At 72.1% G+C, this 26612-nt stretch carries 20 protein-coding genes and 2 tRNA genes; 5 read left to right on the forward strand and 17 right to left on the reverse strand.

What is annotated here, in order from left to right; genetic code table 11:
- Positions 1–53: 53 nt before the first annotated feature.
- From IF47_RS27550 to IF47_RS0107075, 3 genes are all read right to left on the reverse strand, one after another.
- Positions 54–743, reverse strand: a complete 690-nt coding sequence (locus IF47_RS27550) for a hypothetical protein (protein WP_031507447.1) — start codon at positions 741–743, stop codon at positions 54–56.
- Positions 744–974: 231 nt separating this feature from the next.
- Positions 975–3863 carry a leucine--tRNA ligase gene (gene leuS / locus IF47_RS0107070; protein WP_031507448.1) on the reverse strand — a complete coding sequence of 963 codons (2889 nt, stop codon included), beginning with the start codon at positions 3861–3863 and terminating at the stop codon, positions 975–977.
- A 346-nt stretch (positions 3864–4209) separates the two neighbouring features.
- Positions 4210–4282 (reverse strand) — tRNA-Ala (locus IF47_RS0107075).
- A gap of 189 nt (positions 4283–4471) precedes the next feature.
- On the opposite strand from IF47_RS0107075, the gene IF47_RS0107080 reads away from it, so the two are divergent.
- Positions 4472–5854 (forward strand): glycosyltransferase 87 family protein, encoded by a 1383-nt coding sequence (locus tag IF47_RS0107080; RefSeq protein ID WP_078591641.1) that lies wholly within the window; start codon positions 4472–4474, stop codon positions 5852–5854.
- On the opposite strand, the gene IF47_RS0107085 is transcribed toward IF47_RS0107080, so the two are convergent.
- The 7 genes from IF47_RS0107085 to IF47_RS31030 all read right to left on the reverse strand — a co-directional run bounded on the left by IF47_RS0107085 (position 5833) and on the right by IF47_RS31030 (position 10630).
- The gene (locus IF47_RS0107085) at positions 5833–6066 is read right to left on the reverse strand and encodes a hypothetical protein (protein WP_031507450.1); all 234 of its coding nucleotides are present in this window, start codon (positions 6064–6066) and stop codon (positions 5833–5835) included. The genes IF47_RS0107080 and IF47_RS0107085 overlap by 22 nt on opposite strands.
- 340 nt (positions 6067–6406) lie before the next feature.
- Positions 6407–6479 (reverse strand) — tRNA-Ala (locus IF47_RS0107090).
- A gap of 138 nt (positions 6480–6617) precedes the next feature.
- The gene (locus IF47_RS0107095) at positions 6618–7271 is read right to left on the reverse strand and encodes a histidine phosphatase family protein (RefSeq protein ID WP_031507451.1); all 654 of its coding nucleotides are present in this window, start codon (positions 7269–7271) and stop codon (positions 6618–6620) included.
- On the reverse strand, positions 7268–7687 hold the full coding sequence (gene rsfS, locus IF47_RS0107100) for a ribosome silencing factor (protein WP_031507452.1): 420 nt from the start codon (positions 7685–7687) through the stop codon (positions 7268–7270). The genes IF47_RS0107095 and rsfS overlap by 4 nt, the downstream gene beginning before the upstream one ends.
- 79 nt (positions 7688–7766) lie before the next feature.
- Positions 7767–9773 carry an LCP family protein gene (locus tag IF47_RS0107105; RefSeq protein ID WP_037732104.1) on the reverse strand — a complete coding sequence of 669 codons (2007 nt, stop codon included), beginning with the start codon at positions 9771–9773 and terminating at the stop codon, positions 7767–7769.
- Positions 9774–9786: 13 nt separating this feature from the next.
- Positions 9787–10416, reverse strand: coding sequence for a nicotinate-nucleotide adenylyltransferase (gene nadD / locus IF47_RS0107110; protein WP_031507454.1), 630 nt, complete (start codon positions 10414–10416; stop codon positions 9787–9789).
- 52 nt (positions 10417–10468) lie between these two features.
- Complete coding sequence (locus IF47_RS31030) at positions 10469–10630, reverse strand: hypothetical protein (RefSeq protein WP_031507455.1); 162 nt, start codon at positions 10628–10630, stop codon at positions 10469–10471.
- A gap of 143 nt (positions 10631–10773) precedes the next feature.
- Between IF47_RS31030 and IF47_RS0107120 the strand changes: the two genes are divergently transcribed.
- A complete protein-coding gene (locus tag IF47_RS0107120) occupies positions 10774–11847 on the forward strand; it encodes a M48 family metallopeptidase (protein WP_031507456.1) in 1074 nt (357 codons plus the stop codon).
- Here IF47_RS0107120 and IF47_RS0107125 read toward each other — a convergent pair.
- The 5 genes from IF47_RS0107125 to proB form a co-directional block, all read right to left on the reverse strand.
- Positions 11825–12880, reverse strand: a complete 1056-nt coding sequence (locus IF47_RS0107125; RefSeq protein WP_031507457.1) for an SCO2583 family membrane protein — start codon at positions 12878–12880, stop codon at positions 11825–11827. The two genes, IF47_RS0107120 and IF47_RS0107125, sit on opposite strands and share 23 nt — an antisense overlap.
- Positions 12881–12967: 87 nt before the next feature.
- Positions 12968–13708, reverse strand: coding sequence for an SCO2584 family spore wall biosynthesis protein (locus tag IF47_RS0107130; protein ID WP_078591619.1), 741 nt, complete (start codon positions 13706–13708; stop codon positions 12968–12970).
- A gap of 77 nt (positions 13709–13785) precedes the next feature.
- Complete coding sequence (locus IF47_RS0107135) at positions 13786–15063, reverse strand: glutamate-5-semialdehyde dehydrogenase (RefSeq protein ID WP_031507459.1); 1278 nt, start codon at positions 15061–15063, stop codon at positions 13786–13788.
- Between the two features lie 138 nt (positions 15064–15201).
- A complete protein-coding gene (locus IF47_RS0107140; RefSeq protein WP_245641027.1) occupies positions 15202–15711 on the reverse strand; it encodes a hypothetical protein in 510 nt (169 codons plus the stop codon).
- 196 nt (positions 15712–15907) lie between these two features.
- Complete coding sequence (gene proB, locus IF47_RS0107145) at positions 15908–17086, reverse strand: glutamate 5-kinase (RefSeq protein WP_078591620.1); 1179 nt, start codon at positions 17084–17086, stop codon at positions 15908–15910.
- 224 nt (positions 17087–17310) lie between these two features.
- On the opposite strand from proB, the gene IF47_RS0107150 reads away from it, so the two are divergent.
- The 3 genes from IF47_RS0107150 to IF47_RS0107160 all read left to right on the forward strand — a co-directional run bounded on the left by IF47_RS0107150 (position 17311) and on the right by IF47_RS0107160 (position 24542).
- Positions 17311–19446, forward strand: a complete 2136-nt coding sequence (locus IF47_RS0107150) for a hypothetical protein (protein WP_245641028.1) — start codon at positions 17311–17313, stop codon at positions 19444–19446.
- 325 nt (positions 19447–19771) lie between these two features.
- Positions 19772–22012 (forward strand): bifunctional glycosyltransferase/CDP-glycerol:glycerophosphate glycerophosphotransferase, encoded by a 2241-nt coding sequence (locus IF47_RS0107155; RefSeq protein WP_031507463.1) that lies wholly within the window; start codon positions 19772–19774, stop codon positions 22010–22012.
- Positions 22013–22238: 226 nt separating this feature from the next.
- On the forward strand, positions 22239–24542 hold the full coding sequence (locus IF47_RS0107160) for a bifunctional glycosyltransferase/CDP-glycerol:glycerophosphate glycerophosphotransferase (RefSeq protein ID WP_051717171.1): 2304 nt from the start codon (positions 22239–22241) through the stop codon (positions 24540–24542).
- 129 nt (positions 24543–24671) lie between these two features.
- Here the strand turns inward: IF47_RS0107160 and obgE are convergent, their stop codons facing one another.
- Both obgE and rpmA read right to left on the reverse strand, forming a co-directional pair.
- Positions 24672–26111: a GTPase ObgE gene (obgE, locus tag IF47_RS0107165; RefSeq protein ID WP_031507465.1), complete on the reverse strand. Its 1440-nt coding sequence runs from the start codon at positions 26109–26111 to the stop codon at positions 24672–24674.
- A gap of 234 nt (positions 26112–26345) precedes the next feature.
- On the reverse strand, positions 26346–26603 hold the full coding sequence (rpmA, locus tag IF47_RS0107170) for a 50S ribosomal protein L27 (RefSeq protein WP_031507466.1): 258 nt from the start codon (positions 26601–26603) through the stop codon (positions 26346–26348).
- Between the last annotated feature and the right edge of the window lie 9 nt (positions 26604–26612).

The raw sequence follows: 26612 nt of genomic DNA on the forward strand, positions 1-26612 counted from the left end.
CGGAGATTACCCGGCCCTTCCCGCCGCGCGTGACACGAGGCCGTCGGCGTGGTTCACGACGCGCTCTGCGGACGGCCCTTGCCGAAGTCCGTCCCGGCACCCGGAGCCGCCTCCCCGCCCCGCCACGCGGCCGTTCCCTTCCGGCCCTCGATGCCGGGGGCGCCGGGCGCTCCGGCGGAGCCGGGGAGTTCCGCGTCGGGCGTGGTCCAGTGCCGCAGGGCGCCGGCCTCCAGTTCGATCTGCTCGTTCAACGCGGCCAGTTCGTCCTCGCTGTGGCGTCGGGCGCGGTCCTGCGCGGCGAAACGCAGCGAGTCCGCGGAGGCCCTGATGCGGTCGGCCCGCTCCCGTGCCTCGGGCAGACGGGCGGCGACCCTCGCCCGATCCGGTTCACGTTCCATCAGCAGCCGCAGTTCCCCGTCGAGTTGACGGGCGTGCTCCTGAAGGCGGTCGAACAGGGCGACGGCCTCGCCGAGCGAGGTGTCGTGCCGGGCGCCGTCCTCCAAGGCGCGGCGCGTGCCCTCGAGGGACGCGCGCAGCTCCAGCCGTACCCGGGCCAGCTCGCCGACGGGCCCCGGCTGGGCGCTGCGGGCCCGCAGCGTGGTCTCCTCCACCGTCCGGCGCACCTGGTCGCCGGCTCGCTCCACACCGCGCTTGACCGCTCGCGTCGTCTTCACCGCGGCGATCGCACCGAGCACCGCGAAGAGCACGAAGAGCAGGGCCAGCAGACCGATGACGAACTCCACAGTCGCTCCCTCGTTCGCCGGTGCCGTCGTGTTCCCAGGGTAAACGCGCGAGGCCCGGTCCGGGGTTCCACACGACCCCGGGACCTTCCCGCGTTCGCCCCGTAGGGGACGTCCCTCGCCCGACGCCCCTCCCCCGTGTCGCCCGGGCCGCCGGCCGCGCGGTGGAACGCGTGTGGGGGCGGGGACCGCGCGGTCCCCGCCCCCACACCGCCCGAAACGGACCGGACCGGATCAGGCCGGGACGATGTTCACCAGCTTCGGCGCCCGGACGACGACCTTGCGGACGTCCGCGCCGCCCAGCGCGTTCCGGATCGCCGGCTCGGCCAGCGCCCTGGCCTCCAGGTCGGCCTCCGAGATGTCCGGCGCGACCTCCAGACGGGCCTTGACCTTGCCCTTGACCTGGACGACGCAGGTCACGGTCTCGTCCGCCACGTACCGCGGGTCGGCGACGGGGAAGTCCTCGTGGACGACGCTGGTGTCGCGGCCCAGCCGGTGCCACAGCTCCTCGGCGACGTGCGGGGCCAGCGGGGCGACCAGCAGCACCAGCCGCTCGGCGGCCCAGCGCGGCACCTCGCGCAGCTTGGTGAGGTGGTTGTTCAGCTCGGTGATCTTGGCGATGGCGGTGTTGAAGCGCAGGCTCTCCATGTCCTTGCGCACGCCGTCGATCGCCTTGTGGACCGCGCGCAGGGTCTCCTCGTCGGGCTCGGCGTCGACGACCGCGACCTCGCCCGTGGTCTCGTCGATCACGTTGCGCCACAGCCGCTGCAGCAGCCGGTACTGGCCGACGACCGCGCGGGTGTCCCACGGCCGCGAGACGTCCAGCGGGCCCATCGCCATCTCGTACAGCCGCAGCGTGTCGGCGCCGTACTCCGCGCAGATCTCGTCCGGGGTGACGGCGTTCTTCAGGGACTTGCCCATCTTGCCCAGCGTCCGGCCGACCTTCTCGCCGTTGTACCAGTACGCGCCGTCGCGCTCCTCGACCTCGGCGGCGGGGACGGCGATGCCGCGGGAGTCGCGGTAGACGTACGCTTGGATCATCCCCTGGTTGAACAGCTTGTGGAACGGCTCGGCCGAGGAGATGTGGCCCAGGTCGTACAGCACCTTGGACCAGAAGCGGGCGTACAGCAGGTGCAGCACGGCGTGCTCGGCGCCGCCGACGTACAGGTCGACGCCGCCGGTCGGCATCCCCTCGCGCGGGCCCATCCAGTACCGCTCGATCTCGGGGTCGACCAGCTTCTCGTCGTTGTCCGGGTCCAGGTAGCGCAGCTCGTACCAGCACGAACCGGCCCAGTTGGGCATGGTGTTGGTCTCGCGGCGGAACCTGCGCGGGCCGCGGCCGTCGCCCAGGTCCAGGGTGACGTGGACCCACTCCTCGTTCCGGGACAGCGGGGTCTCGGGCTGGGTGTCGGCGTCGTCGGGGTCGAAGGTCCGCGGGGAGTAGTCCTCGACCTCGGGCAGTTCCAGCGGCAGCATCGACTCGGGCAGCGCGTGGGCGACGCCGTCCTCGTCGTAGACGATCGGGAAGGGCTCGCCCCAGTAGCGCTGCCGGCTGAACAGCCAGTCGCGCAGCCGGTAGTTGACGGTGCCCTCGCCGATGCCGCGCTCGGCCAGCCAGTCGGTCATCCGGGCCTTGGCCTCGGTGACGGTCAGGCCGTCCAGGGTGACGCCCTCGCCGGTGGAGTTCACGATCCGCGCGTCGTACGAGGCGAAGGCGTCGTCCCAGGTCGCCGGGTCGGTGCCGCGGCCGTCCGTCGGCTCGACCACGCAGCGCATCGGCAGGTCGAAGGCGCGGGCGAAGGCGAAGTCACGGCTGTCGTGCGCGGGGACGGCCATGATCGCGCCGGTGCCGTAGCCCATCAGCACGTAGTCGGCGATGAACACCGGGACCCGCTCGCCGCCGGCCGGGTTGACGGCGTACGCGCCGGTGAAGACGCCGGTCTTCTCCTTCGCCTCCGCCTGCCGCTCGACGTCGGACTTGGACGCCGCCTGCTTGCGGTACTCCGAGACGGCCTCGGCCGGGGTGGAGTGACCGCCGGTCCACGCCTCACGGGTGCCCTCGGGCCAGGCGGCGGGGACGATGCGGTCCACCAGGTCGTGCTCGGGCGCCAGCACCATGTACGTGGCGCCGAACAGGGTGTCCTGCCGGGTGGTGAAGACGGTGATCCGCTCGTCGGACTCCTCGCCGTCGGGGCCGGCGACGGGGAACTCGACGCGGGCGCCCTCGCTGCGGCCGATCCAGTTGCGCTGCTGCAGCTTGATGGCCTCGGGCCAGTCCAGGGTGTCCAGGTCCTCCAGCAGCCGCTCGGCGTACGCGGTGATGCGCATGTTCCACTGCCGCAGCTTGGCCTTGAAGACCGGGTAGTTGCCGCGCTCGGAGCGGCCCTCGGCGGTGACCTCCTCGTTGGCCAGGACGGTGCCCAGGCCGGGGCACCAGTTGACCGGCGCGTCCGAGGCGTAGGCCAGGCGGTACTCGCCCAGCACGTCGGCCCGCTCGACCTCGCTCAGCTCGCTCCAGGGCCGCCCGTCGGGGGTGGGGCGCGTGCCGTTCTCGAACTGCTCGACCAGCTCGGCGATCGGCCGGGCCCTGCGCGCCTCCTCGTCGTACCAGGAGTTGAAGATCTGCAGGAAGATCCACTGGGTCCAGCGGTAGTAGTCCGGGTCGATCGTGGCGAAGGAACGGCGCTGGTCGTGCCCCAGCCCCAGCCGCCGTAGCTGGGCCCTCATGTTCTCGATGTTGGCCTCGGTCGACACCCGCGGGTGGGTGCCGGTCTGCACGGCGTACTGCTCGGCGGGCAGGCCGAAGGCGTCGAAACCCAGGGTGTGCAGGACGTTGTGGCCGGTCATGCGCAGGTAGCGCGCGGTGACGTCGGTGGCGATGTAGCCCAGCGGGTGCCCGACGTGCAGGCCCGCACCCGAGGGGTACGGGAACATGTCCATGATGAACCGCTTGGGGCGGGCGACCGTTTCGGGATCTCCGGCCAGGTTCCCTTTGGGGTTGGGAGCCTCGTAGGTGCCGTGCTCGTCCCAGAAGTCCTGCCAGCGCGCCTCCAGCTCGGCGGCCAGCGCGGCCGTGTAGCGATGGGGGGCCGCGGTCTCCGCGGCGGCGGTGGTCTCGCTCATCGTCCTCTAAGCTCCATCGGTCGTCATCTGCCTGCGGGAACGCTGCGGAAGCACTGTGGGAACACTGCGGGAGCGCAATGGCCCGTAAAACAAAAGACCCCTCGCACAGGAGGGGATGCCGCGCTGACTCCGACTCCACCGGAACCGAACCGGAGGGTCGGCGCTGATTCAGCGCGGCCCGCTAAGCAGAAGGCGTACGGCACGCATAACGTCAGGGTACCGCAAGGCTCCCTCGGCGCCGGTGTCCATCCACGGTCCGGACAGGCTCCGACCGGCCCGCGGAACCGGGCCCGGGGAACAGAAAAGCGGGTCATTCGCGTCTCGCGAATGACCCGCTCGTTCACTGTGGAGCTAAGGAGAATTGAACTCCTGACCTCTTGCATGCCATGCAAGCGCTCTACCAACTGAGCTATAGCCCCGAGTGGTCCGCTCGCGGTTTCCCGCGGCGGCGACGCCTACTGTACACGGCCCCCACCGCTCTTCGCCAAATCCCATAACGGGTGGGTCACGGAGGGGCGGGTACTGTCGGTCTCGCGCCCGTTCCCCCCACCGTTCCGCCCTGGAACCCCCACCGGAAACCGGAGCCGCTCGTGAGCACGCTGCAGCCGATGGCCGACCGCCGAGGCCTCGTGGCGAGGACGTACCTGCTGAAGCGCCCCACCCTCGTCGCCGCCGCGTTCTGCCTGCTGTCCTTCGCGGCGTTCCTGGCGGCACAGCGCGCGGCGAACGTCTCCATGATCGACCTGATGGTCTACCGGGCCGAGGGCTGGACGGCCCGCACCGGCGGAGACCTGTACGCGATGCGCGCCACGCACGCCGAACTGCCCATGACCTACCCGCCGTTCGCCGCGCTGCTGTTCATCCCGCTCACCCTGGTCGACGTCCCGGAGATGCGGGCGCTGGCCACCGGGGTCAACCTCGCCCTGCTGGTCGTCCTGATCCACCTGTCGCTGCGGCTCGTCGGGCGTCCGCTGCGCCTCCCGCGTCCGGCCGTCGCCCTGGCGCTGGCGGCGGTCGCCGTCTGGTGCGAGCCGGTGTGGACGACCCTGCGGTACGGGCAGATCAACCTGCTGCTCGCCGCCCTGGTGCTGTGGGACCTCTCCCGGCGCTCGGACCACCGCTGGGCGGGCGTCGGCATCGGGGTGGCGGCCGGGATCAAACTGACCCCCGCGCTGTTCGCGGTGTTCCTGGCGCTGTGCGGCCTGGTCGGGGCGGGGCAGCGGTTGTGGCGGACCGGGCGGCTCGAAGGCGCCTGGAACCACTGGCTGCGCCGGGCCGCCGTCGCCGGCGGGGCCTTCCTCGGGACGGTCCTGCTGGCGGCCCTGGCGCTGCCCCACGACTCCCGGAACTTCTGGACGGCGGTCGTCTTCGCCCCGGAGCGGGTGGGCAGGGTGGAGGACACCGCCAACCAGTCGCTGCGCGGCGTCCTGGCCCGGCTGCTGCACACTCCCGAGCCCGGCTTCGGCTGGCTGCTGCTCGCCGCCGTGGTGACCGCGGCGGGGCTCGCCACGGCGGTGGCCGCCGCGCTCGCCGGTCCGCGCCGGCTGCCCGCCGCGCACGCCTGGGCCGTTGTCGCCTGCGCCACGACCGCGCTGCTGGTCAGCCCCGTCTCCTGGTCGCACCACTGGGTGTGGTGCGTGCCGACCGTGGTGCTGCTCGGCACCGAGGCGCTGCGCCGGGGCAGCGCCCTGTGGTGGGCGGGCACGGGGCTGACGGCGCTGCTGTTCTGCTCGTACGCGCTGTGGTGGGTGCCGCACGCCCCCTCGGAGCGGTTCGAACTGCGGCAGAGCGGTGTGGAGATGGCGCTGTCCGCCGTCTATCCGCTGACGGGGGCGGCCGTTCTGCTGCTCGCCGCGGCCTTGGCGGCACGGGCGCTGCGCCGGCCCGTGCCGCGTCCGCCCGTCTCCCCGCCGCGAGCCGTCGAGACCGCCGTGTCCCGACGGAGGGCGCCGCTCGGGCCGGTCCGCGCTCAGGCCGCCACGAAGGAGTAGAAGCGCTTGAGGGTGCAGTGCTCCTCGAGGAGCCGGCCGTAGATCGGCTCGCCCTCCAACTCGCGGTACACCTCGATGGGATCGCCCTTGATGATCAGGGCTCGCGCGCACTCGACACACCAGTACTGGTAGGCCGTGTTGACCGGCTCCATGTCACGGACGATCGGAGTACCGCTGCCGCACCAGTCGCATTTCCTGCTGTGGGCACCCATGTCCGTCAGTCAACTCCAGCCGTGGCCGCGGGCGTGCACGTGCGGGGACCGCCTCCGCCGTCCCCGCTCCCTGTGGACATTCCGGCGGCTTCTTCCCCCACCGCCCCTCCGATGGGGGCCGCCGCCTCGTCCAGCGCTCCGATTCTGCCACGCTCCGGACGGTCTCCGGCAGGAGCGCCGGCCTCTCGGCGCCTCCCTCGCCTCCCGCTTCCGGAACGCGGCGGAGGACGCCGAGGAGACGGGGGAAAGCCGGCCGGGAAACGGCTCGGACAACGATTCGGACAACGATCCGGAAAACGGAAATCCCGCCCCCGGAAGGAGCGGGATCACCATGTGTCTGTGGAGCTAAGGAGAATCGAACTCCTGACCTCTTGCATGCCATGCAAGCGCTCTACCAACTGAGCTATAGCCCCAGGCTCCGGCTCCGCCGTTCTCACCGCGGCGCCGTGAACGGGAAGTAGCTTAACCGGTGACCTGCCCGAATGCGAAATCCGCCTCCGGGCCCCGGCCGGCATCCCGTTCCACGCCCTCCGGCCGGGCTCCTCGCGCGGTCAGACGTCGTCGCCGAGCACCGGCTCGGGGAGTGTCCCGGCGTTGTGCTCCAGCAGACGCCAGCCGCGGGCGCCCTCGCCCAGGACGGACCAGCAGCAGTTGGTCAGCCCGCCCAGAGCCTCCCAGGAGCTCGGCTCCAGGCCGAGGAGACGGCCGATGGTGGTGCGGATGGTGCCGCCGTGGCTGACGACGACCAGGATCCCGCCGTCGGGCAGCTTCTCGACGTTGCGCTCGACGACCGGCGCCGCGCGGTCGGCCACCTCCGTCTCCAGTTCGCCGCCGCCGCGCCGCACGGGCTCGCCGCGCTTCCACGCGGCGTACTCCTCGCCGTGGCGCTCCATGATCTCTTCGTGGGTCAGCCCCTGCCAGACGCCCGCGTACGTCTCGCGCAGGCCCTCGTCGTAGGTGACCTGCAGGCCCGTGACCGCCGCCAGCTCGGCGGCCGTGTCGACGGCCCGCCTCAGGTCGGAGGCGATGATCGCGTCCGGTCCCAGCGCCGCGAGCTGCCGGGCCGCGCGCCGCGCCTGGGCGACGCCCGTCTCGGTCAGCTCGATGTCCGTCGTGCCCTGGAAACGGCGTTCGAGGTTCCACGCGGTCTGGCCGTGCCGCCACAGCACGACCCGGCGACCGCGTCCCGCCGACTGCCCGTTCAGCTCGACTCACCGCCCTCGCGCGCGGCCGCCTCGCCCCCGCCCCGGGTGGCCTTGGCGGCCTCCGGCAGGTCGATCTCCGGGCAGTCCTTCCAGAGTCGCTCCAGCGCGTAGAAGACCCGCTCCTCGCTGTGCTGGACGTGCACCACGATGTCGACGAAGTCCAGCAGGACCCAACGGCCCTCGCGCTCGCCCTCGCGGCGCGCGGGCTTGGCGCCCTTCTCCTTCAGGAGGCGCTCCTCGATCTCGTCGACGATCGCCCTGACCTGGCGGTCGTTGGGAGCGGAGGCCAACAGGAAGGCATCGGTGATGGCGAGCACATCGCTGACGTCGTACGCGACGATGTCGTGGGCGAGCTTGTCGGCAGCCGCCTGGGCGGCTGCGTTGATCAGCTCGATGGAGCGGTCCGTGGCGGTCACAGGCAGTGCTTTCCGTCGGTGGTCAACAACCCTTCAAGGGTCTCACGATCCGCCGCGGACCGGCTCCACGGGCTTCTCGTCAGCCGCTCGCCCCCTCGGGGTCGTAGTCCTCGCCGAGCACCACCGTGACGTCGGCGTTCGCCGCGCCCTTGCCCTTGGCGACCGCCTTCTCGGAGAGGCCGAGCGTCCTGGCCACCTCCTGGGCCTGCCGCTTGTGCTTCTCGTCCGAGTAGGTCACCCGGGTGGCCGCCTGGGGGGAGTCGGAGGTGCCGGCGCCGACGACGGTGTACCCGCCGTTCACCAGCGCCACCCGGGCGGTGGTCGCCGCGGCCTCGTCCCCGGTGGCGTCCTTCAGGCTCACGCGCGGGGCGGCGTCCGGATCGGTGTTCCGCACCGTGCCGCCGAGCACGTTCCGCACCAGGCCCTCGCCGGTCTCCTCGCTCAGCGTGCCGTCCGCCTCCACCGGCAGCAGCTCGGTGGCGTAGTCGCCCTTCTTGGCGTAACCGGCCAGCGGGGCGAGGCTGGCGCCCAGTTGCGACTCCGTCAGGGACGGGTCGAGGATCTGGGTCAGCGACCTGACCGTCTCGGTGGCGGCCCCCGGGTCGCTGGACATCTTGGCGAGGGTGGCCTGCACCACCTGCCCGAAACGGGCGAGCTGCTTCGTCTGCGGCTCGCCGGTGGCCCGGTGGGTGGCGTAGGCGACGGCGGCCCGCCCGTCCAGGTCGCGGTCGGCGCCCTTCTCGACCAGCGGCTCCTCGCCCTCCTTGGCGCCGGGCACGGTGGTGTCGGCGTCGACGGTGATGCCGCCGACCAGCTCGACCCAGTTCTCCAGGTACGGGGTGTCCAGTCGCCAGGTGCCCCTGATGTCGGTGCCGAGCAGCAGGCCCAGCGCGTCGCGCGTGGCGGCGGCTCCCTCCGCCTCGAAGACCTTGCCGAGCGTGGTCGCCCCGCCCGTCCCGCCGGAGGAGGTGACGGCGAGGGAGTTGGGCAGCAGGACGGTGGTTCCCTTGCCCGCCGTCTCGTTGTTGACCAGCAGAACCGTGGAGATCTCACCGCCGTCGACCTCGCGCAGGTGGACGACTATCGTCGTGCGCTTCTGGCCGCCGCCCGCCGCCTGTTCCGCCTCCTCGGAGCCGGACAGTCCGGGCAGTTTGCCCGCGAACCACAGCCAGCCGACGCCGCCCACCAGGACCACGGCCACCGCGACGATCAGGGCGATCGTGCGGTTGCGGCCCCGGCGTTTGGCCTCCTCGCGCCGCTCGGTGCGGCTCTCGGAGAACTTCAGCCAGTCGATGACGTCCTCGGACTCCTCGTTCTGCTCCTCGATGAAGGAGAACTCCTCCGACCGGTACTCGCCGTCGGCGTCGTCCGTGCCGTCCCGCTCCGTGCCGCTCGGCGCCCCGGCGGAGGCGGGCACGGTGTCGGGGTCCGGTCGGCCGGGCTCGGTGCCGTCCCGGCCTTCCCGGGAGTCCCGAGTGCCCTGGGAGTCCTGGAGGGCCCGTGCGCCGTCGGCCGCCCCGTGCCCCTCCTCGTACCAGGGGGCCTGGGGCTGCTGCGGGATCCAGACGTCCCCCGCGGACCCCGGCGCGTCGGTCGCGGCGGCGGAGCCGTCCCAGGATGCGGTGTACCGCTCCCGGGCGCCGTACCCGCCGTGTTCCGGGGTCGGGTCCGCTTCGGTCGCCCCCGGAACGGGGGCGTAGGCGTCCGGGGCGTAGGGGCCGGAGGCGTACGGGTCCTGGGGGTACGCGCCAGGGGTGGGCGTGCCCGAGGCGTAGGGGTCCTGGGCGTACGAGATCTGGGTGTAGGGGTCCTGGGCGTACGAGGTCTGGGGATAGGGATCCTGGGCGTGGGAACCCTGGGCATAAGGGTCCTGGTCGTAGGAACCCCGGGCGTGGCCGTCGGGGGGGTACGGGGCGTACGGGTCGTACGCGGGCTGCCCTCCGGCTCCCGGGGCCGGGTACGAGGCGTCGTGGTCCTGCCGCGGCGGGTCGCCGTGGACGGGGCGACCGTACTCGTCGTAACCGTGGATGTGGTCGTTCGCCTGTGGCGGGTCTCCCAGCCCGTACGGGTCCTGCCGGTCGTTCACGACTGCCGCCCCTCTAGCCCCTCTGCGCCTGCCCGTCCCGGTACAGCCGGCGTTTGTTGATGTAACGCACCACCCCGTCCGGCACCAGATACCAGACGGGATCGCCCTGTGCCACGCGCGCGCGGCAGTCCGTCGAGGAGATCGCCAGCGCCGGCACCTCGATCAGGGACACCCCGCCGTCCGGCAGGCCCGGATCGGTCAGGGCGTGTCCCGGACGGGTGACCCCGATGAAGTGGGCGAGCGAGAACAGCTCGTCGACGTCGCGCCAGGTGAAGATCTGGGCGAGCGCGTCCGCGCCGGTGATGAAGAACAGGTCGGCGTCGGGGTGCAGCGCCCGCAGGTCCCGCAGTGTGTCGATGGTGTACGTCCGGCCGCCGCGGTCGATGTCGATGCGGCTGACCGAGAACTGCGGGTTGGAGGCGGTGGCGATGACCGTCATCAGATAGCGGTCCTCGGCCGGCGAGACCTTCTGGTGGCTCTTCTGCCACGGCTGTCCGGTCGGCACGAAGACCACCTCGTCGAGGTCGAACCGGGCCGCCACCTCGCTCGCCGCGACCAGGTGCCCGTGATGGATCGGGTCGAACGTCCCGCCCATCACGCCCAGTCGCCGCTTACCGGCTCCGGGCACTATGTGCTCTCCCATGCGTGCCGACCTTAGCCGTCCGACGTCCGCTCCGCCGCCGTGGCGCCGGACCTCAGCGGTCCCGGTTGAAGCGGGTGGTGATCCACAACAGGATGAGCAGCACCAGCAGCGCGCTGCCGCCGGTGACGAGCGGGTCGGGGCCGTGACCACCGCCGTTCTCGGCACCGGAGGAGGCGAGGAGGGCGAGGGTGTGCGCGGTCTCGGGCAGCTTCATCGTCGGCAGAACCTATCCGGGGTAGGAACGGACACTTGAGCCACATCGTAAGCGGGGTGGGTCCTGTGACTCGCGGCACCCACCACCTAGGGTGGTGGGCGACAAGGGGGACGGGCCCGAACGAGACCCGCAGGGGGCGGAGAATGACAGACGCCAACGGCAGCACCGAACACCTTCCCGGCCGCAACAGGCGGCGTTTCCCCGGGATCTCCTCGCGGGCGTACGAGCACCCCGCGGACCGTTCGGCACTGGTGGCACTGCGCAAGCTGAGCGGATTCGACACGGCTTTCAAGGCGCTGAGCGGGCTGCTGCCCGAGCGCAGCCTGCGCCTGCTGTTCCTGTCCGACTCGGTGCGGGTGGACGACGACCAGTTCGCCCACCTGTACGCCATGCTGCGGGACGCCTGCTACATCCTGGACCTGGAGAAGGTCCCGCCGATGTACGTCACGCAGGACCCGAAGCCCAACGCCATGTGCATCGGCATGGACGAGCCGATCATCGTGGTGACGACCGGGCTGATCGAGCTGCTGGACGAGGAGGAGATGCGGGCGGTCATCGGCCACGAGGTCGGTCACGCCCTGTCCGGGCACTCGGTCTACCGCACCATCCTGCTGTTCCTGACGGGCCTGGCCGCCAAGGTGGCGTGGATCCCGCTGGGCAGCGTGGCGATCATGGCGGTCGTGACGGCGCTGCGCGAGTGGTTCCGCAAGTCGGAGCTGTCGGCGGACCGGGCCGGTCTGCTGGTCGGCCAGGACCTCCGGGCGTCGATGCGGGGCCTGATGAAGATCGCGGGCGGCAACCACCTCCACGAGATGAACGTGGACGCGTTCCTGAAGCAGGCCGACGAGTACGAGGCCGCCGGCGACCTGCGCGACTCCGTCCTGAAGATCCTCAACGTGCTGCCGCGCAGCCACCCCTTCACCACCGTGCGCGCCGCGGAACTGCGCAAGTGGGCCGCGAGCCGCGACTACCAGCGGATCATGGACGGGCACTACGACCGGCGCGAGGACGACAAGGAGGCCTCGGTCTACGAGTCGTTCCGGCAGTCCGCGAGCCACTACTCCGAGACCGTGCGCACCAGCAAGGACCCGCTCATGGGCCTCCTCCGGGACCTCGGCGACGGAGCCGGGGACCTGGGCGGGAAACTGCGCGACCGCTTCACCGGACGCCAGGGCGGCCGGGAGGCCGGCGGCTCTACGGGCTCGGCTGCGAGCTAGGGGACAGCGTTCCGCACAGCGGGGTGTTCCCGCCGTGCCGGTCGTAGGGGTCGGTGGCGGCCGGGCGGTCGTCACCGGCCGTCTGCCCGGCCGTCAGGGGGCTCAGCGCCTCGTGGGAGCGGGCGCCGCAGGACATGGGCCCGGCCCGCACCGTGGCCCGCTCCACCACCACCTGCTGGTCGCGCAGGTTGCCGCGGTCGAAGCTCAGCACCAGCTCGCGCCGCACCGTGAACAGCGAGGCGGCGCCGCCGCCGGCGGCGGGACGGACGGCGTAGACGAAGACGTGGTCGGTGCGGACCTCCAGCACGTCGGAGCCCGCCTCCCGGACCGCCATCGTGCCGCGCACCCGCACCCCGTCGCCGGTCGGACCGGCGCGGCGCGGGTCGAAGCGCACCAGCCAGCCGGTCGCCGCGTGCCGGCCGTCGGCGGCGGGCCGCTCCAGGCTGCGGTCGAACTGGGGGTGCTGGGTCGGATCGATCATTATCCGCACCGGGCGCGCGGTGCCCCCGTCGAGCACCTCCGGGTTGAGGGAGCTCTCGACGAGGTACTCCTTGGCGGTGGTCAGGGCGGCGAGCACCTGCGTCTCGGTGAAGTGGGGGGTGCTGCGCACGGGGGGCAGCGTCACCCCGGCGGCGCCGACGTGGAACTCCGCGGCCGGGCTGCGCGCGAACAGTCGGTCGGGCTCTCCGCCGGGCACCTTCCCCCTCGGTTCGAGCGGGACCACCGTGCTGCTCAGCGGCTCCCGGCGCGGCGCGTTCGAGGGCGGGGAGGAGCCGTTCAGGTTCATGTGGATCGCCGTGCCGAAGGCGATCACGAGCAGGAGCACCAGGACGACGCCCTGCCACGGCACCCCGCGCAGTGGCCGGGGCGGCAGGGAACGCACCGGGTGTTCGTGGTCCACCAGCCGTTCCCGCGCGGAGAACTCCTGGAGGCGGGCAGCCCTGACGAACGACTCGTCGAAGACGGTCGATCGGTACTCGTCGTCGCCACCGCCCGGAACACCCTCGGGCGGCAGGCCTCCAGGCCCGGCCATACGGTCAGGGTAGGTCGGCGAAAGGCACCCTAAACGCCCCGATGGGCCGTAAGTTCGGAAAGTGCGAAGTGGAGTCCTCCGGGCGGCCTAGCGGGTGTCGGCCAGGGGGGTCGGCGGGGCCTCGACGGACACCGGCCACGGCGTGGCGTGGTGGGCGGAGGACGTCGCGTACCGGCCGGACAGCGAGGGGAACGCCCCGGAGGACCGTCCGCCCGACGGGGTGTCCACGTCGGTGGACGCGGGCGGGGGCGTGGGGGTCTGCTGCCGGTACTGGCCGCCGGCGCCCCGGTGGAGGGCCGCGAAGGCCATCGCCACGATCCCGACGCCCATCACCACGGCGAGCACCCAGGCGACCGGCCGCTGCCAGCGCACATGGCCCCGGTAGGGACGGAAGACGGGGGCGCGCGGGTCGTCCCGCGGGTCCGGGTCCTCGTTGTAGCCGAGGTAACCGGCGTCCTCCGGGTACTCCGCGTCCTCGACGTACTCGATGTACTCGACGCGGTCCGCGTACTCCACACGCCCGTACCGGTACCTGCCGTACCGGTCGTCGTCCTCGTCCGGGTCGTCGTGGTCCTGCTCGGCGCCCTCCGGGGTCTGCCGGCGCCCGTGGCCGTACAGGTCGTCGTGCGCGAGCGCCGACTCCGTCTCGGCAGGGGACTGGGCGGCGGCGAGTATGCGCTCGGCGGCGCTGGGCTCGCGGATCAGGGCGGCCCGTACGAAGGACTCGTCGAAGACCACGGAGGCGAACGCGTCGTCCGCCGCCGTGCGGTCGCGATCGTCGGGCTCCTCGCCGTTCTGGAACGGCCTGCCCCCCACATCGTCCGGCACGGCACCAGCGTAGACCGGTCGGAGCGGTTTGGGCAGGGACAGCGGCGATTCGCCTGGTACCGGCTGGTCCGTTCCGCTCAGCCGCGCACGTGGCCGTCGCCCGTGACCACGTACTTCGTCGAGGTCAGCTCCGGCAGGCCCATGGGACCGCGGGCGTGGAGCTTCTGGGTGGAGATGCCGATCTCCGCGCCGAAGCCGAACTGGCCGCCGTCCGTGAAACGGGTGGAGGCGTTGACCATGACGGCGCTGGAGTCCACCAGGGAGACGAAGCGGCGGGCCGCGGCGGTGTCCGCGGTGACGATGGCCTCGGTGTGGCCGGAGGACCAGCGGCGGATGTGGTCCACGGCGGCGTCCAGGGAGGGCACGACGGCGGCGGCGATGTCGTACGAGAGGTACTCGGTCTCCCAGTCCTCCTCGCCGGCGGGGAGCACCCGCACGCCCGCGGCCTCACCGGCCTTCGCCCAGGTCTCGTCGCCGTGGACGGTGACCCCGGCCTTCTCCAGGGCGGCCAGGGCGCGCGGCAGGAAGGCGTCGGCGATGCCGGCGTGCACCAGCACGGTCTCGGCGGCGTTGCAGACGCTGGGGCGCTGGGCCTTGGCGTTGATCAGGATGTCCACGGCCGTGTCGAGGTCGGCGCGCTCGTCCACGTAGACGTGGCAGTTGCCGGTACCGGTCTCGATGACCGGGACGGTGGACTCCTCCACCACCGTCCTGATCAGGGAGGCGCCGCCGCGCGGAATCAGCACGTCGACCAGGCCGCGGGCGCGCATCAGCTCCTTGACGCTGTCGCGGCTCTCGCCGGGCACGAGCTGGACGGCGTCGGCCGGCAGACCGGCGGAGACCACCGCGTCGCGCACCACGGCGACCAGGGCCGTGTTGGAGGAGTACGCGGAGGAGGAGCCGCGCAGCAGCACCGCGTTGCCGGTCTTCAGACACAGGGCGGCGGCGTCCACGGTGACGTTGGGCCGGGCCTCGTAGATGATCCCGACCACACCGAGCGGCACCCGCACCTGGCGCAGTTCCAGGCCGTTGGGGAGGGTGGAGCCGCGGACGACCTCGCCGACCGGGTCGGGCAGGGCCACCACGTCGCGCACGTCGGAGGCGATCGCGGCGATCCGCTCGGGAGTGAGGGTGAGGCGGTCGATCATCGCCTCCGAGGTGCCGGCCGCGCGGGCCTTCTCCACGTCGACGGTGTTGGCCGTGACGATCTCCTCCGCGCGGGCCGTGAGCGCGTCGGCGATCGCGAGCAGAGCGCCGTCCCGCGCGGAGCGCGGCAGCGGGGCGAGCGCGGTGGCCGCCTCCTTCGCACGGCGGGCGGTCTCCAGGACGGGCGAGGTCTGCGATGCGCGGCTCATGCCCGCAAGCCTAGCCAGGCCCGGGACGGTGCCCGGCGGAAAGTCCGCAGTGCGAGACGGAGACGAGGTGCTCCGACGAGGTGATCCGGTGCGTCCGGGGCCCGGACGCACCCCGTCCGCGCTCCGTTCGCGAGCGGCTCAGAACGGGTGGACGCCCACCGGGACGGTCGGATGCGGGGCGTAACCCTCCGCCACCCGCCGGCGGTACGTCTCACGGCCGATGACCTCCAGCCCGACGATCTCCCAGGGAGGCAGCTTCGCCGACGCCCGGTGCTCGCCCCACAGGCGGAGCGCCACGGCCGCCGCGTCGTGGAGGTCGCGCGCCTCCTCCCAGTAGCGGATCTCGGCGTGGTCGTTCGCGTACCGGCCGGTCAGCAGGAAGGGGTGGTCGTGGGCGAGCTGTTCGAGCGCCCGCCTGACGTCCTTCAGGGGCGCTTCCTCCCCGCAGACGCTGAGGGTGACGTGCCACAGCCGGGACGCCCCGTCGTGCCGGGCGTCGTGTCGGGCGCTCCCCTCCCGGTCCGGCCGGTTCCAGGGGCCCTTCCCCTCGCTGCGCCGGGGATGCCCCGTCCCCTCGCTGCGCCGGGGATGCCCCGTCCCCTCGCTCCGCTGGGGATGCCCCAAGTCGACGCTGGTCAGTCGTCTCACCGGCGGCCTCCCGTGTGGTGCCGAACTCCGCGTGCCTGCGCGGTGGGCCGTCGTTCCGGGGGCGGCCCCACACCACAGTTGACCAGTCCCGAAGGAGTCGCGTGGCCGTTTTCGGGAAGGTGTCCGTCGAAAGACCGGTCTTTCACCGATCCCGCACGGGTGTGACGGCGAGGCGACGTGGCGTGCCCTCCGCGGATCACCTGCGCAGCAGCACCAGATCGTCCCGGTGGACGACCTCCCGCTCGTAGGCGGGGCCGAGTTCGCGCGCGAGTTCGCGGGTGGAGCGCCCGATCAGGCGGGGGATCTCCCGCGCGTCGAAGTTGACCAGCCCGCGGGCGACGGCGTGCCCGGAGACGTCCCTCAGCTCGACGGGATCGCCCGCCGAGAACTCGCCCTCCACCCCGGCCAGCCCGGCGGGCAGCAGCGAGGTGCGCCGCTCGACCACGGCCCGCACCGCCCCGTCGTCCAGGACCAGCGCGCCGCGCGGCGTGGAGGCGTGGGCGAGCCACAGCAGCCGACCGGCGGAGCGACGGCCGGTGCGGTGGAAGTACGTGCCGATGGGCCGTCCGGCCAGGGCGTCGGCGGCGTGGCTGGCGGAGGTGAGGACCACGGGAATGCCCGCCGCCGCGGCGATCCCGGCCGCCTCGACCTTGGTCGTCATCCCCCCGGTGCCCACCCCGGCCCTCCCCGCGCTGCCGATCTCCACGCCCTCCAGGTCCTCCTGACCCCTGACCTCCTTGATCATGGACGTGCCGGGGGTGGCCGGATTCCCGTCGTAGAGGCCGTCCACGTCGGAGAGGAGGACGAGCAGCTCGGCGCGGACCAGGTGGGCGACGAGCGCGGCCAGCCGGTCGTTGTCGCCGAAGCGGATCTCGTCCGTGGCCACGGTGTCGTTCTCGTTGACGATCGGCACCGCGCCCATGCTCAGGAGCTGGTCCAGGGTGCGGTAGGCGTTGCGGTAGTGGGAGCGGCGGCTGGTGTCGTGCGTGGTGAGCAACACCTGGCCCACGCGCCGGCCGTAGCGGGCGAAGGAGGCCGTGTAGCGGGCCACCAGCAGGCCCTGTCCCACGCTGGCGGCGGCCTGTTGGCGGGCGAGGTCGCGGGGACGCCTCTCCAGACCCAGCGGTGCCAGCCCCGCCGCGATGGCGCCGGAGGAGACGAGTACGATCTGCTTGCCCTCCCCCGTGTCCGGTGTCTCCGTGGGGGCGAGGTGTCTGGCGAGCACGTCCACCAGCGCGTCCACCCGGTCCGCGTCCAGTCCGCCCGCGGCCGTGGTGAGCGAGGACGAGCCGACCTTCACCACGACCCTGCGGGCCTCCAGCACGTCCCGTCGAAGCCCTTGCTCCACCCCTGCCACCCGCGCGTCCTTGTCCATGTACGTGATCCGTCGTCCCCGTCCGCATCGCAATCTACGCGAAGCACATCCCCACCCGCGCATCCGTCCCGACCGCCGGACAGGTCCCGGGCGCGGCACCGCGGCCGACGGGTCGCACGGTGTGCGGCGGTCCGACGCATCCGTTCCGCCGAACGACGGCCGCGCGGTCCCGGGAGGGGACGAGCACGCCGATTCCCCATCTGCCCACAGGTAGCGTGACCCGTATGAAGTTTCCCTCCTTCACAGCGGTGAGGTCCTTCCGCTCCTCCCCCCAGAGCGGAGCCGCTGTGTCCCCGTCCCCCCTCCTGGCGCTGCTGGCGGCGGCCCTGCTGGCCGTGGCGTTCCTCGTCCAGCTCGTCGGCGCGCTGGTCCCGGTGCTGCCCCTGTTCGTCGTGGGCTCCGTCGCGGGCCTCCTGCTCGACCTCTACCTGGTGCGCCGCCAGCCGCGAGTGACCGCCTGGCTGGGCCGGGTCCGGTTCGACGTCACCTCCCGCCAGCTCCTCCGCGACATGCTGATCGTCGTCGGCCTGATCAGGACCCCGGGCATCGATCCGCTGGAGGAACCGCTCGCCCTCGCGCTGCTGTGCGGCTACTTCCTGCACTTCTGCTGCCAGGGCGTGGCGCTGCTGGTCCGGCGCACCCGGACGCTCCCGGTCGTCACCCGCAACATCGACGCCTCGGACCTGCGGCTCTCCGCCGCTCCGCCGCGGCTGCTGGCCCGCCAGCCCAGCCGCCGCCTGCTGCACTTCTCCGTTCCCGCGACGGCCGGTCTGCTGGCCGGCGCCGTGACCGGCGACGCGCTGTGGGCCCTGCTGGGCCTGGGCCTCACGCTGCTGCTCTCCCTGGTCGGCACGGTCTGGCTGGCCACCTGGCTGCTGCCGAAGAGGCGCCCGGCCAACGAGCGGCAGACGCTGGAGTGGCTGGACCGGTGGCTGGCGGAGTACCGGCCGACCGTGGCGATGTACTTCTCCGGCGGCGCCACCTCCGCGTACCAGGCGAACATGTGGCTCTCCACGCTCTCCTCCCTGGAGGGCCGGCCGCTGATCGTGCTGCGCGAGCGGTTCATGGTGCAGAAGATCGAGGCGACCGACGTGCCCATCGTGTGCATCCCCAAGGTCGCCCACCTGATGCACCTGGAGCACTCGTCGCTGAAGGCGATGCTGCACCCGGCCAACTCCGGCAAGACCTCGCAGGTGCTGCGCATCCCGTCGATCAAGCACGCCTTCATCAACCACGGCGAGAGCGACAAGCTCTCCAGTTGCAACCCCTACGCCAAGGCGTACGACGAGGTGTGGGTCGCCGGCCCGGCCGCCCGAGAGCGTTACCGGCTCGCGGACATCGGCGTCGACGACCACGACGTGGTGGAGGTCGGCCGCCCGCAACTCGCGCCGATCCGGCCGTACGACGGGCCGCCCGCCGCCGACGGCTTCACCACCGTCCTGTACGCCCCCACCTGGGAGGGCTGGACCGACGACCCGGGCAACACCTCCATCATCCTGGCCGGCGAGAACATCGTCCGCGCGCTGCTCGCGGACCCGAAGGTGCGGCTGCTGTACAAGCCGCACCCGATGACCGGCTCGGTGGACCCGCGCGCCGGCCGCGCCGACGCGCGCATCCGGCAGATGATCGCCGAGGCCAACGCCCGGCGTTCCGGGCCGCGCCCCGGCCCGGAGGCCGCCGCCGAGCTGGCCCGCCGCACCGCCGCTCTGGACGAGCTGACCACCTCGGCGTTCCGGGCGAGCGCGGACGAGATGGAGCGGATGCTGCTCCAGTCCTCCCCGGAGGGGAACCGGGAGACGGCGGTGGCGGCGGCGACGGCGGCCTGGGAGGAGGCGTACTGGGCGTCCTTCCCCGAGTGGGAACACCAGGTGATCACCGGCCCGCGGCCCGCCCTCTACTCCTGCTTCAACCACTCCCACCTGCTGATCAGCGACGTGTCGAGCGTGGTCTCGGACTGGCTGGCCGGCGAGAAGCCGTACGCGGTGACCAACACCACCGGCCTGTCGGAGGAGGAGTTCAGGACCGGATTCCCGACCGTGCGGGCCGCCGTGATCCTCACCCCCGACGCCTCGGGCGTCCCCGCGCTGCTGGAGTCGGTCCGCGATCCGGGGAAGGACACCCTGGTCCGGGCCCGTGCCGAGCTGAAGACGCACCTGCTGGGGCCGGCCGATCCGCCGTCGGTCGTCCGCTTCGACCGGGCGGTCCGGGAGCTGTGCGCCAAGGCCGAGGCGCGACAGGCGCGGCAGGCGCGGATGGGCACGGCCTTCCGGGAGGCGTCGGAGCTGCGCGGGACCGGCGGCATCGAGGCGGAGGAGAAGACGTTGGACGCCAACGGCTCGGAGGACGCGGTCAACGTCTGACGCCTCCGGGACGGGGCCCGCGACGGCGGCGGCCTCCCGTGTCGGCCCATCCGGCCGGCGCGGGAGGCCGCCGTCTTGTCGGGTCGGTCGTCGGGCCGATCGCCGGGTCGGTCGCCGGGCCGATCGTCGGACCGGTTCGGCGCGGAGGGCGAATACCACGCTCGTCGCGAATCACGGAAGACTTCGGCGCCGGTTAAACCCCCCTCGACATCACGTTCTCATAACAGACGGCAACTGTTCACCCGCGGGAATCGTCTTCGTTGAACGAGAGTTCACCAATCGAACAGCGCCCCTATTCGGGCGTGTTTCCGCCAAAGGGGAAGCTTTGCCGCGTTTCACGCTCGTCGTGCCCGCCTACAAGGTGCAGGGGTACCTGGGTGCCTGCCTGGACTCCGTCCTGGCGCAGGACTTCGACGACTTCGAGGTCGTGGCGGTCGACGACTGCTCGCCGGACAACTCCGGAGCCATCCTCGACGAGTACGCCGCCGCCGACGAACGGGTCCGCGTCCTGCACCTCCCGCAGAACGTGGGACTGGGGCGCGCCCGCAACGCGGGCCTGGCCCGGGCCCGGGGCGATTACGTGCTGTTCCTCGACAGCGACGACACCCTGACCCCCGGCTCCCTGAGCGCCATGTCCGACCGGCTGGCGAAGACCGACGACCCCGACGTCCTGATCTTCGACTACGCGCGCACCTACTGGGACGGCAGGGTCCAGCGCAACCTCCGCGCGGACCTGCTGCGGCAGGGCGAGCCCGCGTCCTTCTCCCTGGAACAGCGCCCCGAGTTGCTCGACCTGCTGCAGATCGTCTGGAACAAGGCGTACCGGCGGGACTTCGTCGAGGAGCACGGGTTCCAGTTCCCCCCGGGGTACTACGAGGACGCGCCCTGGACGTTCTGCACGCTGATCACCGCCGACCGCCTGGCCGTGCTGGACCGAGTGTGCGTCCACTACCGGCAGCGCCGACAGGGCGGCAACATCCTCCGCACCCGCAGCCGGAAGCACTTCGAGATATTCGACCAGTACGAGCGGGTCTTCCGGTACCTGGCGGAGCACCCGGAGCTCGACTCCTGGCGACCGCACCTCTTCCGCAAGATGGTCGACCACTACCTCACCGTGCTGGACCGCCCCGACAGGCTCCCCGCCGAGAGCCGGGCCGAGTTCTTCCGCAGGGCCGCGGCGGACTACCGACGGCTGAGACCCGAGGGGTTCACCCACCCGGACGGCGTGCGCGGCCGCAAGTACCGGCTCCTCGCCCTCGGCAGCTACCCCGCGCTGGCCGCCCTCAAGGCCGCCAACCGGACCAGGACCTCCCTGCGGCACCGTGGCCGGCAGCGTCTGCGGAGCACCAAGCGCAAGGTGGTGAACGCGCACTACCGCGCGCAGTTGCGACTGCCCCTGGACGAGAAGCTGGCGGTCTTCTCGGCCTACTGGAGCCGCGCCTACGCCTGCAACCCCGCCGCACTCGACGCCGAACTGGCCCGCCTCGCCCCCGACGTCCGCCGGGTGTGGGCGGTACGGGCCGAGGACGTCCACCGGGTCCCCGAGGGCGTGAACGTGGTCCGGCTGGGCTCGCGCGACTACTGGACGGCCGTGGCCCGCGCCAAGTACCTGGTGAACAACGTCAACTTCGGTGACTCACTGGTCAAGCGCGAGGGCTCGGTCCACATCCAGACCCACCACGGCACCCCGTTGAAGTCGATGGGCATCGACCAGCGCGACCACCCCGGCTCGGCCCACGGCATGGACTTCGAGAAGCTGCTGGCCCGCTGCGACCGCTGGGACTACAGCCTCTCCTCCAACCGCCACTCCACGGCCGTCTGGGAGCGCGTCTACCCCTGCTCCTACACGTCCCTGGAGACCGGCTACCCGCGCAACGACGTCCTGCTCAACGCCGACGGCGAGGACGTCCTGGCCGCCCGCCGCGAACTGGGCCTGGCCGACGGCGCCACCGCCGTCCTCTACGCCCCCACCCACCGCGAGTACGAGTCCGGTTTCGTGCCGCGTCTGGACCTGGCCCGGTGCGCCGAACGGCTCGGTCCGGACACCACGCTGCTGGTCCGCGGCCACTACTTCTACGACTCCTCCCGGGAACTGGCGGCCCTCCGCGCCGACGGCCGGATCGTCGACGTCTCGGCACACCCGTCGGTGGAGCGGCTCTACCTCGCCGCGGACGCCCTGATCACCGACTACTCCTCGGCGATGTTCGACTACGCCAACCTGGACCGCCCGATCGTCGTCTACGCCCCCGACTGGGAGATCTACCGGGCGGTCCGCGGCACCTACTTCGACCTGCTCCGGGAGCCGCCGGGGCCGGTGGCCACCACCGAGGACGAGCTGATCGAGATCATGACCTCGGGCGCCTGGGACGACGGGACCTCGACCGGGCTCCGCGCGGCCTTCCGGCGGCGGTTCTGCGACTTCGACGACGGCCGGGCCGCGGAACGGGTGGTCCGCCACGTCTTCCTCGGCGAGGACCTCGCCGACCTTCCCCCCGTGGTCCCCCTGGAACGGCGCACCCCCGCGCCACGCCCGGACCGGGTCCTCGAGTCCAGCGGGCGGGGTTGAGGCCGCTGGACGGACAGGCACGCGCCCTCGACGCCACGGCGCCGTCCGCCTGCGGGAGAGCGGACCCGTGACCGTGACGAGGCGCCGGTCGCGAGTCGACCGCGCCCACCGCCGTCATCACTCGTCAGCCACCCGATTCCGGACACACCAGGTGTCCCGCGATCCCTCCCCGCACGTCACGGCGGCCCCCCGGCGCCGTGATCGGCAAGCCACAGGAGCTCACCCCATGCCCCAGACCCGATCGACCGACTCGCCCCGCATCAGCGTCGTCGTCCCCATCTACAAGGTGCAGGGCTACCTGCGCGAGTGCCTCGACTCGATCCTCGGGCAGTCCTTCACCGACTTCGAGGTCATCGCCGTGGACGACTGCTCCCCGGACGCCTGCGGCCGGATCGTCGACGAGTACGCCGCCCGCGACGGTCGCGTCGTGCCCGTCCACCTGGAGAAGAACGGCGGCATCGGCAACGCGCGCAACGTCGGCGCCGCCAAGGCCCGCGGCGACTACATCCTCTTCCTCGACAGCGACGACACCCTCACCGAGGGCGCGCTCCAGGCGGTGTCCGAGCGCCTGGCCGTCACCGGTGACCCGGATGTGCTGCTCGTCAACCACGCCCGCACCTACTGGTGGGGCGAGATCCAGCAGGGCGCGGCGAGCGACATGCTCCGCGCGGCCGGCACCGACGTGTTCGGCGTTCTGGAACGTCCCGAGTACCTCGGCATGTTCGCGGTGGTGTGGAACCGTCTCTACCGGCGGGACTTCTACGCCGACAACGGCTTCGTCTTCACCGACGGCATCTACGAGGACGCCCTGTTCGTCTACACCACGATGCTGACCGCGAAGCGCGTCGCGTGCCTGGATCACATCTGCGTCCACTACCGGCAGCGCCGGCAGGGCAACTCCATGCGGACGCCCGGGCGCGAGCACTTCGCCATCTTCGACCAGTACGAGCGGCTCTTCGAGTTCCTCGACAGGCGCCCCGACCTGGAGTCGATGCGGCCCCTGCTCTTCGAGAGGATGGTCAGCCACATCCTCTTCGTCCTCTCGCGGGCGGACCGGGTCCGCACCCAGGACCGGCCGGAGTTCTTCCGACGGGCCGCGGCCCAGTACCGCCGCTTCGAACCCGCCGGTTTCGTCCCCCCGGAGGGCGAGGACGCACGGCGGTTCGAGCTGCTCTCCCGCGGCTCGTACTCGGCGTTCACCGCGGTGACCCTCGCCGCGAGCACCCGCAAGCGCGTCACCAAGCGTCTGAACAAGACCAGGGTGCGGCTCGGCAGGCAGGCGTACGACAAGCTGTACCGGATGCACCTCAAGCGGCCGATCGACGAGAACCTCGTGGTCTACTCGGCCTACTGGGACCGCGGAGTCTCCTGCAACCCCGCCGCGATCTACCACAAGGCCAAGGAGTTGGCGCCCCGGCTCCACGGCGTCTGGGTGGTGCGGAAGGGCGCCGAGCACACCGTCCCCGACGGGGTCGACCACGTCGTCGTCAGGTCCCCCCGCTACTGGGAGGTCATGGCCCGCGCCAAGTACCTGGTGAACAACGTCAACTTCCCCGACGAGATCGTCAAGCGCCCCGGCCAGATCCACCTCCAGACCCACCACGGCACGCCGCTGAAGCAGATGGGTATCGACCAGCAGCGGTTCCCCGCCGCCGCCAAGAACATGAGCTTCCGCAAGCTCCTGGAGCGGGCCGACCGGTGGGACTACAGCCTGGCCTCGAACCAGCACTCGGCGGAGATCTGGGAGCGGGTCTACCCCTGCTCCTTCGAGAACATCGACTCCGGCTACCCGCGCAACGACGTGTACTTCTCCGCCGGCGCCGACGACGTCCGGCGCATCCGGGCCGAGTTGGGCATCGAGGAGGGCAGGACCGCCATCCTCTACGCGCCCACGGTGCGGGACTACCAGAAGGGCTTCGTGCCCCACCTGGACCTGGAGCGTTTCTGCCGCGAGATCGGCGAGGACCACGTCGTGCTGGTGCGCGCCCACTACTTCTACGGCGTCAGCCAGGACCTGCAGAGGCTGCAGGAGAGCGGGATGATCAGGGACGTCTCGAAGTACCCGGTGACGGAGGACCTCTGCCTGGCGGCGGACGTGCTCGTCACCGACTACTCCTCCATCATGTTCGACTACGCCTGCCTCGACCGCCCGATCGTCTCGTACGTTCCCGACTGGGAGGTGTACGCCAAGGCCCGCGGCGTCTACTTCGACCTGCTCTCCGGGAAGCCCGGCGAGACGCCGGGGGCCGTCGCCACCGACGAGGACCGGCTGATCAAGGTCTTCCGCTCCGGCGCCTGGGACACGCCCAGGACCAGGGAGCTGCGCGCCGCGTTCCGCAGGCGCTTCGTGCAGTACGACGACGGGAACGCCGCGGAGCGCGTGGTGCGGAAGGTCTTCCTGGGCGAGGAGGTCGCGCCGCCCGTCATCCCGCTCGAGGAGCGCACCCCGGCCCCGGCGCCGTCCGCCCGTCCCGCGTCCGGGACGTTCCTCGCCCCGTCGACCGGCGACGGCGATCTCGTCGGCGCGTGACGCGGGGAGCCGAGGAGGACCGGAGACGACAGGACGGGCGGCCCGCCGTGGAGCGGGCCGCCCGTCCCGCTCGACGGCGTGGCCTTCCAATGACCGGTCCACCGGCCGCGGGCGGCCGGTGGACCGCCGTCACGCGAAGGGGTCGAAGTCCTCGTACTCCCGCGTGGTCTCGTCGCGCGCCGCCTCGCGGTCGCGGCGGCGCTGGGCGGCCGGGCGGACGCTCTCCAGCCGGTGGTCCTCCCCCCGGCGGCCGAGCATCTCCGCACCCGCGGACACCGACGGCTCCCAGTCGAAGACGACCGCGTTGTCCTCGGGGCCGATGGCGACGCCGTCGCCCTCGCGAGCGCCCACCTTCATCAGTTCGTCCTCGACGCCGAGGCGGTTGAGCCGGTCGGCGAGGTAGCCCACGGCCTCGTCGTTGTTGAAGTCGGTCTGGCGGACCCAGCGCTCCGGCTTCTCGCCGCGCACGCGGAACAGGCCCTCGCCCTCCTTGGTGACGGTGAAGCCCGAGTCGTCCACGGCCTTGGGGCGGATGACGATGCGGGTCGCCTCCTCCTTGGGCTTCGCCGCGCGCGCCTCGTCCACGATCTTCGCCAGGGCGTAGGAGAGTTCCTTGAGGCCCTTGCGGCTGACGGCCGAGACCTCGAAGACCCGGTGGCCGCGGGCCTCGATCTCGGGACGGATGATGTCGGCGAGGTCCTGGCCGTCGGGGACGTCGGTCTTGTTGAGCGCCACGATGCGCGGGCGGTCGTCCAGACCGCCGTACTGCGCCAGTTCGGCCTCGATGGCGTCGAGATCCGTGAGCGGGTCGCGGTCGGACTCCAGCGTCGCGCAGTCCAGCACGTGGACCAGCACCGCGCAGCGCTCGACATGGCGCAGGAACTCCAGTCCCAGCCCCTTGCCCTGGCTGGCGCCGGGAATCAGCCCGGGGACGTCGGCGATGGTGTAGACGACCGAACCGGCCGTCACCACGCCCAGGTTGGGCACCAGCGTGGTGAAGGGGTAGTCGGCGATCTTCGGCTTGGCCGCGGAGAGGACGGAGATCAGGGACGACTTGCCCGCCGACGGGTAGCCCACGAGCGCCACGTCGGCCACCGTCTTCAACTCCAGGACGATGTCGCGGGTCTCTCCCGGCTCGCCCAGCAGCGCGAAGCCCGGCGCCTTGCGGCGGGGCGAGGCGAGCGCGGCATTGCCCAGTCCGCCCCGGCCGCCCCGACCGGCGACGAAGGTGGTGCCGTGGCCGACCAGGTCGGCCAGGACGTTCCCCCGCTTGTCGAGGACGACGGTGCCGTCCGGAACGGGCAGCACCAGGTCCTTGCCGTCGGCGCCCGAGCGGTTCCCGCCTTCGCCCGGCCTGCCGTTGCCGGCCCTGCGGTGCGGGGTGTGGTGGTAGTCCAGCAGCGTGGTCACGGACTGGTCGACGACGAGGACGACGTCGCCGCCCCGGCCGCCGTTGCCGCCGTCCGGACCGCCCAGCGGCTTGAACTTCTCACGGTGCACGGAGGCACAGCCGTGGCCTCCGTTACCCGCGGCGACGTGCAACTCGACGCGGTCCACGAAGGTGGTCATGACGGTGCCTCCCGGCTGGTGTTCAAGGGTGTACCTGGAGTGTGCTCGATGGTCGTCCGCGAGAGGGCCGGCCGTGCCGGCCCCGGACCGGGACGCCGCCGTCCTCGCGGACGGCTTCCTGGGGGTGTAACGCGCCGAGGGCGGATCCGCTTCCCCGCCGGTACGCGCGCCGCGCGTACGACGAGAGGCGGTCCGCCCTCGGAAGGTGGTGTCGTGCCGTGCCGGACTACTCGATCACTCGCCGGCCGGGACGACGTTCACGACCTTGCGGCCGCGGTGGGTGCCGAACTTCACCGCACCGGCGGACAGCGCGAACAGCGTGTCGTCGCCGCCGCGGCCCACGCCGGCGCCCGGGTGGAAGTGGGTGCCACGCTGACGGACCAGGATCTCGCCCGCCTTGACGACCTGGCCCCCGAAGCGCTTCACACCGAGCCGCTTGGGGTTGGAGTCACGACCGTTCTTGGTGGACGATGCGCCCTTCTTGGTTGCCATCTCTCCTCA

Source organism: Streptomyces megasporus (assembly GCF_000718985.1).
Taxonomy (GTDB): domain Bacteria; phylum Actinomycetota; class Actinomycetes; order Streptomycetales; family Streptomycetaceae; genus Streptomyces; species Streptomyces megasporus.